General features: G+C 58.0%; 9 protein-coding genes. 8 read left to right on the top strand and 1 reads right to left on the bottom strand.

What is annotated here, in order from left to right; all coding sequences use genetic code 11:
- Positions 1 to 267 precede the first annotated feature (267 nt).
- From thiB to ilvN, 6 genes are all read left to right on the top strand, one after another.
- Positions 268 to 1,254, top strand: coding sequence for a thiamine ABC transporter substrate binding subunit (thiB, locus tag ACUTQ5_RS11555; protein WP_445651363.1), 987 nt, complete (start codon positions 268 to 270; stop codon positions 1,252 to 1,254).
- Entirely contained in the window at positions 1,230 to 2,837 is a 1,608-nt protein-coding gene (gene thiP, locus ACUTQ5_RS11550; protein WP_445651362.1) for a thiamine/thiamine pyrophosphate ABC transporter permease ThiP, read from the top strand. Before thiB ends, thiP begins: the two co-directional genes overlap by 25 nt.
- Positions 2,824 to 3,528 carry a thiamine ABC transporter ATP-binding protein ThiQ gene (gene thiQ / locus ACUTQ5_RS11545; protein ID WP_445651361.1) on the top strand — a complete coding sequence of 235 codons (705 nt, stop codon included), beginning with the start codon at positions 2,824 to 2,826 and terminating at the stop codon, positions 3,526 to 3,528. The genes thiP and thiQ overlap by 14 nt, the downstream gene beginning before the upstream one ends.
- An 87-nt stretch (positions 3,529 to 3,615) precedes the next feature.
- Positions 3,616 to 3,732 carry an ilvB operon leader peptide IvbL gene (ivbL, locus tag ACUTQ5_RS11540; RefSeq protein WP_208295193.1) on the top strand — a complete coding sequence of 39 codons (117 nt, stop codon included), beginning with the start codon at positions 3,616 to 3,618 and terminating at the stop codon, positions 3,730 to 3,732.
- Positions 3,733 to 3,842: 110 nt separating this feature from the next.
- Positions 3,843 to 5,537: an acetolactate synthase large subunit gene (gene ilvB / locus ACUTQ5_RS11535; protein ID WP_445651360.1), complete on the top strand. Its 1,695-nt coding sequence runs from the start codon at positions 3,843 to 3,845 to the stop codon at positions 5,535 to 5,537.
- A 3-nt stretch (positions 5,538 to 5,540) separates the two neighbouring features.
- Entirely contained in the window at positions 5,541 to 5,834 is a 294-nt protein-coding gene (ilvN, locus tag ACUTQ5_RS11530; RefSeq protein WP_174354249.1) for an acetolactate synthase small subunit, read from the top strand.
- 27 nt (positions 5,835 to 5,861) lie between these two features.
- Here ilvN and ACUTQ5_RS11525 read toward each other — a convergent pair whose 3' ends face one another.
- The gene (locus ACUTQ5_RS11525; protein WP_445651359.1) at positions 5,862 to 6,632 is read right to left on the bottom strand and encodes a DedA family protein; all 771 of its coding nucleotides are present in this window, start codon (positions 6,630 to 6,632) and stop codon (positions 5,862 to 5,864) included.
- Between the two features lie 464 nt (positions 6,633 to 7,096).
- On the opposite strand from ACUTQ5_RS11525, the gene ACUTQ5_RS11520 reads away from it, so the two are divergent.
- Entirely contained in the window at positions 7,097 to 9,460 is a 2,364-nt protein-coding gene (locus ACUTQ5_RS11520; RefSeq protein ID WP_445651358.1) for a DNA polymerase II, read from the top strand.
- A 266-nt stretch (positions 9,461 to 9,726) separates the two neighbouring features.
- Positions 9,727 to 12,633: an RNA polymerase-associated protein RapA gene (gene rapA, locus ACUTQ5_RS11515; RefSeq protein ID WP_445651357.1), complete on the top strand. Its 2,907-nt coding sequence runs from the start codon at positions 9,727 to 9,729 to the stop codon at positions 12,631 to 12,633.
- Positions 12,634 to 12,651: the final 18 nt, after the last annotated feature.

Raw genomic sequence — 12,651 nt, 5'->3', positions numbered from 1 at the left:
TGCAAAAAAACGATTTATTGCTGAGATATACCCAAAATAATTGGAGTTGCAGGTAGGCGGCAACCGAACGAATCCCCAAGAACATATAATTCCTATGTGACTAGGGTGAGAGTGAAGCCAACACCGCTACAACTTCAAGTATGAAGGGGATAAACCCGTCGAACCTGATCCGGTCAATACCGGCGGAGGGATTTGAGCCCAGCGAACCGGCAGCCGCCGCTCGCCCCCTCAGATACCCTTGCCCCCCTAAATTTTCAGGAGTGCAAAGTGGTTAAGAAAAACCTGCCCTTATTACTGTTGTTGTGCGCTGCACCGGTGTTCGCCAAACCGGTGCTGACGGTCTACACCTATGACTCCTTCGCTGCCGACTGGGGCCCTGGCCCAGCGGTAAAAAAAGCCTTTGAAGCCCAGTGCGACTGTGAGCTGAAGTTTGTTGCGCTGGAAGACGGCGTTTCGCTGCTTAACCGCCTGCGCATGGAAGGAAAAAACAGCGCCGCCGACGTGGTGTTGGGGCTGGACAACAATTTGCTGCAGGCCGCGCAACAAACCGGTTTATTCGAGCCGAGCAACGTCGACAGCACCAAGCTGAGCGTCCCCGGTGGCTGGCAGGATAAAACCTTCGTGCCTTATGACTACGGCTATTTTGCCTTCGTTTACAACAAAGAAAAGCTGAAGAACCCACCCAAAAGCCTGCAGGAACTGGTCGACAGTAACCAGAACTGGAAGGTGATTTACGAAGATCCGCGTACCAGCACGCCGGGCCTCGGCCTGCTGTTGTGGATGCAGAAAGTCTATGGCGACAAGGCCACCGAAGCCTGGCAAAAGCTGGCGAAGAAAACCGTTACCGTGACCAAAGGCTGGAGTGAAGCCTACGGTCTGTTCCTGAAAGGCGAAGGCGACCTGGTACTCAGCTACACCACCTCTCCGGCCTACCATCTGATTGAAGAGAAGAAAGACAGCTACGCCGCCGCTAACTTCAGCGAAGGCCACTATCTGCAGGTCGAGGTGGCAAGCAAACTCAAGGCCAGCAAACAGCCGGCATTGGCAGAGCGCTTTATGCAATTTATGGTGACCCCGGCGTTCCAGAACAGCATTCCCACCGGCAACTGGATGTATCCGGTGATCAAAACCCAACTACCGGCCGGGTTTGAGCAAATGACCGTACCGCAGACTGCGTTGCAATACAGCGCTGAAGAAGTGGCCAAACAACGCGGCAACTGGATCCGGGCATGGCAAACCGCCGTCAGCCACTGATCCCACGCAGGCTATGGCCGGGGCTGCTGGCTTCCGGTCTGATCCTGACCATCGCCGTACTGGCGATGGGTTCGCTGTGGCGACACGCGCCGGAAAGCGACTGGCAGGGTCTGTGGCAGGACAGCTACCTGTGGCATGTGGTGCGTTTCACCTTCTGGCAGGCGTTGCTGTCGGCACTGATCTCGGTGCTGCCCGCTATCCTGCTGGCGCGAGCGCTGTTCCGCCGCCGTTTCCCAGGCCGCCAGTTACTGCTGCGGCTGTGCGCCATGACGCTGGTGCTGCCGGTTCTGGTGGCGGTATTCGGCCTGCTCAGCGTGTATGGCCGACAAGGCTGGCTAGCCGCACTATGCGGTTGGCTCGGCATTAACTACAGTATCTCCCCCTATGGCCTGCAGGGCATTCTGCTGGCGCACATGTTCTTCAACCTGCCGCTAGCGACCCGCCTACTGTTACAGGCGCTGGAAAACATTCCGGTCGAACAACGCCAACTGGCGGCGCAGCTTGGCATGAACGGGCGACAGCAGTTCCGCTTTGTCGAATGGCCGGCGCTTCGCCGCCAGATCCTGCCGAGCGGCGCGCTGATCTTTATGCTGTGCTTTGCCAGCTTCGCCACCGTGTTGTCGCTGGGCGGCGGGCCGCAGGCCACCACCATCGAACTGGCGATCTATCAGGCGCTCAGCTATGACTACGATCTCAGCCGCGCCGCGCTGCTGGCGCTGATCCAACTGGTCTGCTGCCTGGGGCTGGTGGTGCTCAGCCAGCGGTTAAGCCAGGCACTCCCCGTAGGTAATACTCACGCCCACATCTGGCGTGATCCGGAAGACAGCCTGTGGCGCCGCGTTAGCGATTTTTTGCTGATTGCTGCCGCCCTGCTGCTGCTGTTACCCCCGCTGCTGGCGGTGATTGCCGACGGTGCCAACCAAAGCCTGGTCAGCGTGCTGCAACAACGGGTGCTGTGGCAGGCGTTATTCACCTCGTTACGTCTTGCTCTCGGTGCCGGTGCGCTTTGCGTGGTACTGACCATGATGCTGCTGTGGAGCAGCCGTGAGCTGAAGTTGCAACAGCAGCTGAGCTGGGGCCAGCGACTTGAGCTGAGCGGTATGGTGATCCTGGCAATGCCGGGCATCGTGCTGGCGACCGGTTTCTTCCTGCTGTTGAGCGATACCGTCGGGCTGCCGCAGTCGCCGTATGCGCTGGTGATCCTCACCAATGCACTGATGGCGGTGCCCTACGCGCTGAAAGTGCTGGAAAATCCGATGCGTGACCTGGCCGAACGCTACAACCCGCTGTGCCTGTCACTGGATATCCACGGCTGGCAGCGACTGCGGCTGATCGAACTGAAAGCATTGCGCCGCCCACTGGCCCAGGCGCTGGCCTTCGCCTGCGTACTGTCGATTGGCGATTTCGGCGTCGTCGCCCTGTTTGGCAACGAGCACTTCCGCACTCTGCCTTACTACCTGTATCAACAGATCGGTGCCTATCGCAGCAATGATGGCGCGGTCACCGCCCTGTTGTTGCTACTGTTGTGTTTCCTGCTGTTTACCCTGATCGAACGCTTACCGGGCCGCCATGATAGAGCTTGAAAAACTGACCTACCTGTATGAACACCTGCCGATGCGCTTTGACCTGCGCATTGCGCCGGGCGAACGTGTTGCGGTGCTTGGCCCAAGCGGTGCAGGCAAAAGCACGCTGCTCAGCCTGATTGCCGGTTTCCTGCCGGCTGCCAGCGGCAGGTTGCGGCTCGACGGCAGCGATCACACTGCCACGCCACCGGCCAAACGCCCGGTTTCGATGCTGTTTCAGGAAAACAACCTGTTTGCTCACCTGACGGTAGAACAGAATATCGGGCTGGGTCTGGATCCGGGGCTGCGGCTTAATGAGCAGCAAAAGCTGCAGTTGGCACAGATTGCCCGCCAGGTGGGGTTGGAAGAGCATCTGCCGCGTCTGCCGTCTCAGCTCTCTGGTGGCCAGCGCCAGCGTGCCGCACTGGCGCGCTGTCTGATCCGCCAGCGGCCGATCCTGCTGCTCGACGAACCTTTTTCGGCGCTCGACCCGGCATTACGCAATGAGATGCTGCAACTGCTGCAGGAGGTGTGCGACCAACGTAACCTGACGCTGCTGATGGTATCGCACAATCTGGATGACGCCGCGCGTATCGCCCCGCGTACCCTACTGGTGGTCGATGGCCGCATTTTTTACGACGGCCCAACGCAGGCGCTACTGGACGGCAGCGCACCCGAAGCCAGGGTACTGGGCATTTCACACAAACCGTGATCTGCAGCGCGTTTTTTATGCTGCGCAAATAAACCTGTTGTGCGAATTTTGCGCCTGTGGTTTTATAAAATCCTGACTTTTTTACTGATGATAAGGTTCCCTGTGATCGCATCCTCGTTAACTTCGACCCTACTAGTTACCGCGCTACCAGCCGCGGTGATGGTCGTCGTGCGTGTGGTGGTGGTCGTCGGCAATGCGCCGTAGGGTCCGAATCAACGCATCGATTCCCAAACCCCGCCGGCGCAAACCGGGCGGGGTTTTTAGTTTCAGCCCCTGCCCAGAAAAGCGAACCGGCCTTGAGAAAGGATAGGAACATGGCAATTTCGGGCACGCCACAGCAAGGCAACAGCTTCACCGGCGCACAGTTGATCGTCCATCTGTTGGAACGTCAGGGTATTACCACCGTTGCCGGCATTCCCGGCGGCGCTGCGCTGCCGCTGTATGACGCACTGAGCCAAAGCCCCCGCATTCATCACGTACTGGCACGCCACGAACAGGGCGCGGGCTTTATGGCGCAGGGCATGGCACGCGCCAATGGCAAGGCGGCGGTGTGCATCGCCTCCAGCGGTCCGGGTGCCACCAACCTGATCACCGCCATCGCCGACGCCAAGCTCGATTCCATCCCGCTGGTATGTATCACCGGCCAGGTACCCTCTTCAATGATCGGTACCGACGCCTTCCAGGAAGTTGATACCTACGGCATCTCGATTCCTATCACCAAGCACAACCATTTGGTTCGCGATATCCGTGAACTGCCGCAGGTGATCTGCGACGCGTTCCGTATTGCCGAATCCGGCCGCCCTGGCCCGGTGTGGATCGACGTACCTAAAGACGTGCAAACCGCAGTGATCACTCTGGATGAGTTGCCGCCGATCGCTATTCCCGACGCGGCACCGGCCTTTGAAGGCGCTGCCGTAACCCAGGCCGCTGCGATGATCAACCAGGCCAAACAGCCGGTGCTGTATCTGGGTGGCGGCATCATCTGCGCCAATGCTTACCAACAGGCGATTGAGCTGGCGGAACGCGCCAACCTGCCGACCACCATGACGCTGATGGCGTTAGGTGCGATGCCGGTGCAGCACCCGCTGTCGCTGGGCATGCTGGGGATGCATGCAGCACGCAGCACCAACTTTATTCTGCAAGAGGCCGATCTGCTGATCGTACTGGGCGCCCGCTTTGACGATCGGGCGATTGGCAAAACCGAGCAGTTCTGCCCGAACGCCGCCATCATCCACGTGGATATCGACCGTGCCGAACTGGGCAAGGTAAAACAGGCCAACATTGCCATTCATGCCGACGTTGGCCAGGTATTACAACAGCTGTTACCACAGATTGAGGCACAGCCGCGCAGCGAATGGCTGGACACCGTCAACGGCCTGAAGCGCGAGTTCCCGTTCAACATGCCGGATGCCGAAGATCCGTTGAGTCATTACGGGTTGGTGCTGGCTGCTGCGCGCTGCGTGGACGAAAGCGCCATTATCACCACCGACGTGGGCCAGCATCAGATGTGGGTGGCGCAGGCCTACCCACTGAGCCGTCCGCGTCAGTGGCTGACTTCTGGCGGATTGGGCACCATGGGCTTCGGTCTGCCGGCAGCGATAGGCGCAGCCTTGGCCGAACCGCAGCGCAAGGTACTGTGCTTCTCCGGTGACGGCAGCCTGATGATGAACATTCAGGAAATGGCCACCGCCGTCGAGCATGATCTGGATGTGAAGATTATCCTGATGAACAACCAGGCGTTGGGGCTGGTGCATCAGCAGCAGACGCTGTTCTACCAGCAGCGCATCTTTGCCGCCGCCTATCCCAAGCGTACCGACTTTATCAAGATTGCCGCCGGTTTCGGGCTGGACACCTGTGATTTGAACGCCGCAGAAGATCCACAAGCCGCGCTGGCCGAGGCGATCCAACGGCCTGGTCCTTGTCTGATCCATGCGCTGATTGATATCAATGAAAAAGTCTTCCCAATGGTGCCGCCGGGTGCCGCCAACATCGACATGATTGGAGAATAAGCCATGTCAGAACAATTCAATAATCCACAGGTGATCCTGGAACTGACGGTACGTAACCATCCCGGCGTGATGTCTCACGTATGCGGTCTGTTTGCCCGCCGCGCCTTCAACGTAGAGGGTATTTTGTGTCTGCCGCTGAAAGACGGCAAACAAAGTCGTATCTGGCTATTGGTGGCGGATGATCAACGGCTGGTGCAGATGATTAGCCAGGTAGAAAAACTCGAAGATGTACTGCAGGTAAAACGCCACAGCGAGGACGTGCGGGTGTTCGAACAGTTGGAAGCATTCTTCCAGTAATGTACAAAGGGGCGTTACGCCCCCTTGTTACTGCCCTGCCAGCACCTTCCAAAGTAAATGCCGGTAAACCGGCATCAGCGGCTGTTGGGACAGGTAATAAAAGGTGCCGATCGCCAGGATCCAGCTCAGCACGCAGGCTATCCGCAGCCGCAGCGGCGACAACAAGTTGCTCAAGCGGTCGGCGCTGCGTTTACCTTCACGCCACCAGCGCCAGCTCAGCCAGGCGGCCAGCCAAATCAGCATCGCCACGGCAAACAACAGCCATTTGAATAAGGCGCTGTTGGCACTGGCAGGAATGTCGATGGCCACGCCGGCCAGAATACCTGGGAAGAAATAGACCGGTGGCCAGGTGATACAGCCGATAATGTTCGGCAATGCGAATTTGTACGGCGGTAAGTCCAGCATCCCGGCCACCATTGGCACCAGCGGACGCGTCGGGCCGATAAAACGACCAATCAGAATGGTCGCCATACTGTGCTGATGGAGCGCATGCTCAGTCTTGTCGAGCATCGCCTTGTTCTTTTTCAGGAACGACCAGCGGTGCAGCGGCCCCTTGAATGCGCGGCCGATAAAGTAGGAGATCCAGTCCCCCAGCAGGCAACCGACGCTCCCCGCCGCCCAGGCATAATAGAAGTCGACCTGACCGCTGCCGATCAGCGCGCCGATGCTGGCCATCATCACCGTACCGGGCAGCAACAGCCCTACCAGCGCCAGTGATTCCAGAAACGCGACGAACATGACGACCATCAGAGTGAAAGCCAAAGACTGGGTAATCAAATGCTGTAAATAGGCTTCCATTAAACCTCTGTTGGTTATCCAAAGCGCGTGGGCGTGGGATTGTCAGGTGCGGCCGGGAACGAGTCAACCGGTGAATTGTATGGTTTTTTGGCAGAACTGTGCGGCAATGGACAATTACTGTATAAAAACCCATACTATACTCATCATACTTTAAGCTGTAGGTACGTTGGCTTTCCCCGTACGCAGCCAACAACGCTGCAGCTTGAAAATAAGGGTATACCCAATGGATTTCACGTTGCAGCCAGGCGGCAAGAAAGAGAATCCCCAGGAGCTTACACCAGTAAGTGACTGGGGTGAACGCACGCAGCCAACAACGCTGCAGCTCGAAAATAAGGGTATACCCAATGGATTTCACGTTGCAGCTAGGCGGCAAGAAAGAGAATCCCCAGGAGCTTACACCAGTAAGTGACTGGGGTGAACGCACGCAGCCAACAACGCTGCAGCTTGAAAGACGAAGGGTATAGATGTCACTCCAACAGGGTTTCTTGCTCACCCGCCACTGGCGTGATACGCCCACCGGCACCGAGGTGGAGTTTTGGCTGGCGACTGAGAACGGCCCGCAGCAACTTCGCCTGGCACCGCAGACTTCGGTCGCCTTTATCCCGGCCGAACAGCGCCAACGCGCCGAGCTGTTGCTGCGGGAAGAGCGGCAATGGGAGCTAAAACCGCTGCCGCTGACCGATTTTCATCATCGCCCGGTGCTAGGGCTGTATTGCCGTCAGCACCGCCAGTTGATCAAACTGGAAAGGCTGCTGAAAGACGGCGGCGTTAACCTCTATGAGGCCGATATTCGCCCGCCGGAACGCTACCTGATGGAACGTTTTATCACCGCGCCGGTCTGGTTCAGCGGCCAGGCCAACGGCAATGGCCCGTTGATCAACGGCCAAATGAAACCGGCACCGGAATACCGCCCGACCTTGAAACTGGTCTCGCTGGACATTGAAACCACCGTCCACGGTGAGCTGTACTCGATTGCGCTGGAAGGTTGCGGTCAGCGCCAGGTCTACATGCTCGGGCCGGCCAACGGTGGCAATGAACCGCTGGATTTTGACCTGAAGTACTGCGTCAGCCGCCCGCAAATGCTGGAACGGCTGAATCAGTGGCTGGAGCAGCACGATCCCGACGCCATCATCGGCTGGAACCTGGTGCAGTTCGATTTACGGGTATTGCAAAAGCACGCTGAGCGTTACCAGATCCCGTTAAAACTGGGTCGCGGGGGCAATCTGCTTGAATGGCGTGAACACGGCTTCAAGCAAAATCACTTTTTCGCCTCCGCCGCCGGGCGGTTGATTATCGACGGTATCGAGGCGCTCAAATCCGCCACCTGGAACTTCCCTTCTTTCAGCCTCGAACATGTGTCACAGACGCTGTTGGGAGAAGGCAAGTCGATCGACAATCCCTACCAACGAATGGCGGAAATCGACCGGCGCTTTGCCGAAGATAAACCGGCACTGGCGCGTTACAACCTGAAGGACTGCGAGCTGGTCACCCGAATCTTTGCCAAAACCGATCTGCTGACCTTCTTGCTGGAGCGCGCCACGGTGACCGGGCTGGCAGCCGATCGCAGCGGCGGCTCGGTGGCCGCTTTCAGCAATCTGTATATGCCGCGTATGCACCGGCTGGGTTTTGTCGCGCCCAACCTTGGCGAGCAGCCGGAAGAACACAGTCCCGGCGGCTTTGTGATGGATTCACAGCCCGGCCTCTATGACTCGGTGCTGGTGCTCGATTACAAGAGCCTGTACCCGTCGATCATCCGTACCTTTCTGATCGACCCGGTCGGACTGGTGGAAGGCATGCAGCACCCCGGCGATGCCGATTCGGTGCCCGGTTTCCGCAACGCCCGTTTCTCGCGCAGCAAACACTGCCTGCCGGCGATCGTCGAGCAGATCTGGCAGGGCCGCGAAGCGGCTAAACGTCAGCAGAACAAAGCATTATCCCAGGCATTGAAGATCATTATGAACGCGCTGTACGGCGTACTGGGATCGAGCGGCTGCCGCTTTTTCGATCCCCGGCTGGCCTCGTCAATCACCCTGCGTGGCCATGAGATCATGCGCCAGACGCGCGAACTGATCGAAGCTCAGGGTTATCAGGTGATCTACGGCGATACCGACTCCACCTTCGTCTGGCTCAAACAGCCGCATGACGAACAGCAGGCGTCGCAAATAGGCCGGAGATTGGTCGAACAGGTAAACCAATGGTGGCAACAGCATTTGCAGCAACAGTACGGGTTGGAGAATGCGCTGGAACTGGAGTTCGAAACCCATTACTCACGTTTCTTGATGCCCACCATTCGCGGTGCCGAACAGGGCAGTAAAAAGCGTTATGCCGGACTGATCGCCAGACCGGACGGCAGTGAAGAAATGGTGTACAAGGGGCTGGAAACGGTGCGCACCGACTGGACACCGCTGGCGCAGCAGTTCCAACAACAGCTTTACCAACGCATTTTCAAACGCCAGCCGTATCAGGATTTTGTGCGTGAATACGTTAGCCAAACGCTTAACGGCGATTTCGACGATCGGCTGGTCTACCGCAAGCGCCTGCGCAGAAAGCTGGACGAATATCAACGCAATGTCCCGCCACATGTCCGCGCAGCCCGCATCGCCGACGACTATAATCGTCAGCAGGGGCGACCGCTGCAATACCAGAACGGCGGTTGGATCAGCTATGTGATGACAGTGGCCGGGCCGGAGCCGCTGGAAACCCAGCAGTCGGCGATTGATTACCCCCATTATCTGGATCGCCAGTTGGAACCGGTGGCTGACGCCATACTGCCATTTTTGCATGACGATTTTACTACGCTGGTGACCGGGCAGATGGGCCTGTTTTAGCATTCAGCCCGCCCTGCGGGCGTTGGCGAAGGGTTAAGAAAATTCATCGGGTTTTGCAGGTGACGAACGCGCCGCCTTCCATTACCATAGCGCCCTTCCCAAATTCTGGACCACACTCCACCCATGCCGTCTCACGATGTATGCATGGGATGAATAGCTATTGCCCGCCATATTAAAATAAATCGGGATTAGCAGACGTTTGATACGGGTGCCGCGGCCCTCTCGCCCGGTAACAAGACTTACTTAAAGAATCGAGCCGACAATATATGCCTTTTACACTTGGTCAACGCTGGATCAGCGATACGGAAAGCGAATTAGGACTGGGAACCGTCGTAGCGCTGGATACGCGCATGATTACCCTGCTTTTCCCCGCCACCGGCGAAAACCGCCTGTATGCCAGAAATGACTCGCCAATCACCCGCGTGATGTTCAACCCGGGCGACACCATCAGCAACCACGAAGGCTGGGAGTTGCAGGTGGAAGAGGTCAAAGAGGAAAACGGCCTGCTGACCTATATTGGCACCCGCCTGGATACTCAGGAAAGCGGTGTGGCTATGCGTGAAGTGCTGCTGGACAGCAAACTGACCTTCAGCAAGCCGCAGGACCGTCTATTTGCCGGGCAGATCGACCGTATGGACCGTTTCGCCCTGCGTTTCCGTGCGCGCAAATACCAGAGCGAGCAGTATCGTCTGCCGTTCGCCGGTCTGCGCGGCATGCGAGCCAGCCTGATCCCGCATCAGTTACACATCGCCTATGAAGTCGGCCAGCGCCATGCGCCGCGCGTGCTGTTGGCGGATGAGGTGGGCCTGGGTAAAACCATCGAAGCCGGGATGATCATTCACCAGCAATTGCTGGCAGGCCGCGCCGAGCGTGTACTGATCGTGGTGCCGGAAACCCTGCAGCACCAGTGGCTGGTCGAAATGATGCGCCGCTTCAACCTGTATTTCTCACTGTTCGACGACAGCCGTTACTCCGAGGCCAAGCTCGACAGCAGCAACCCGTTTGAAACCGAACAGTTGGTGATCTGCTCGCTGGACTTCGTCCGTCGTAACAAGCTGCGTCTGGAAGAACTGGCCGACGCCCAGTGGGACCTGCTGGTGGTCGATGAAGCCCACCATCTGGCCTGGAGCGAAGAGGCACCCAGCCGCGAGTATCAGGTCATCGAGCAACTGGCTGAGCACATTCCCGGCGTGCTGCTGCTAACCGCCACTCCGGAACAGCTCGGCCAACAAAGCCACTTCGCCCGCTTGCGCCTGCTGGATCCGAACCGTTTCCACGACTACCAGGACTTTGTCGCCGAACAGCAGAAATATCGCCCGGTAGCCGATGCCGTTACCCTGCTGCTGAGCGGTGAACGCCTGGCCGATGACAAGCTGAACCTGCTGGGTGAGCTGATCGACGAGCAGGATATCGAACCGCTGCTGAAAGCGGCCAACAGCGACAGCGACAACAGTGAGCAGGCGCGTCAGGAACTGGTCACCATGCTGATGGACCGCCACGGTACCAGCCGCGTGCTGTTCCGTAACACCCGTAACGGCGTCAAAGGTTTCCCGCACCGTTTCCTGCACCAGATCAAACTGCCGTTGCCGACCCAGTACCAGACCGCGATTAAAGTGTCCGGCATCATGGGCGCGAAGAAAACCGTTGAGGCGCGCGCACGCGATATGCTGTACCCGGAGCAAATCTATCAGGAATTCGAAGGCGAGAACGCCACCTGGTGGAACTTCGATCCGCGCGTTGAGTGGCTGCTGAATTACCTGGTGGCCAACCGCCACGAAAAAGTGCTGGTGATCTGCGCTCATGCCGCCACCGCGCTGCAGCTTGAACAAGTGCTACGTGAACGTGAAGCGATCCGTGCCGCCGTATTCCACGAAGGCCTGTCGATTATCGAACGCGACCGCGCCGCCGCTTACTTCGCCTCTGAAGAAGATGGCGCCCAGGTGCTGCTATGCTCGGAGATCGGCTCAGAAGGCCGCAACTTCCAGTTCGCCAGCCATCTGGTGATGTTCGACCTACCGTTCAACCCGGATCTGCTGGAACAGCGTATCGGCCGTCTGGACCGTATTGGCCAGATGCATGACATTCAAATCATGGTGCCTTATCTGGAAAACACCGCTCAGGCGGTGCTGGGTCGTTGGTTCCACGAAGGGCTGGATGCCTTCGAGCATACCTGCCCGACCGGCCGCACCATTTATGACAACGGTTACGAGCAACTGATTGGCTTCCTGGCGGTACCGACCGAGCAGGAAGGGCTGGATGAGTTCATTCACCACTGCCGTCAGCAGCACGACCACCTGAAAGTGCAACTGGAGCAGGGCCGTGACCGCCTGCTGGAAATGCACTCCAACGGCGGCGAGAAAGCGCAAGCGCTGGCAGAGGCCATCGCCAATCAGGACAACGACGTCAATCTGGTGGGCTTTGCGCTTAACCTGTTCGATATCGTCGGCATCAACCAGGACGATCGCAGCGATAACCTGATTGTCCTGACGCCATCCGACCACATGCTGGTGCCAGACTTCCCGGGTCTGCCTCAGGACGGTTGTACCGTGACCTTCGATCGCGAGCAGGCCTTGTCGCGTGAAGATGCGCAATTCGTCAGTTGGGAACACCCAATTATTCGCAACGGCCTGGATCTGATCCTGTCCGGCGATACCGGCAGCTGTGCAGTTTCCCTGTTGAAAAACAAAGCGCTGCCGGTCGGTACCCTGCTGGTCGAACTGGTCTACGTGGTTGAGGCGCAGGCACCGAAGCACCTGCAACTGACCCGCTTCCTGCCACCAACACCAATCCGTATGCTGATGGATCGCAAAGGGACCAATCTGGCAGCACAGGTTGAATTCGAAAGCTTCAACCGTCAGTTGAACGCGGTTAACCGCCATACCTCCAGTAAACTGGTCAATGCGGTACAACAGGATGTGCATGCCATGCTGCAACAGGCGGAAAGCCTGGTTGAAGAGCAGGCTCGTGCATTGATAGAGCAGGCGAAACAGGAAGCGGATGACAAACTCAGCACCGAGCTGGCGCGTCTGGAAGCCCTGAAGGCGGTCAATCCGAACATCCGTGATGACGAAGTCGAAGCGCTGGAGTTCAATCGCAAGCAGGTGCTGGTTAACCTCAATGAAGCAGGATGGCGTCTGGATGCTATCCGTCTGGTGGTAGTAACTCACCAGTAACCTGCGCATTGGGGAACT

It is taken from the genome of Serratia sp. NA_112.1 (genome assembly GCF_052691715.1).
This window is presented reverse-complemented; position numbering and strand designations above follow the sequence as displayed.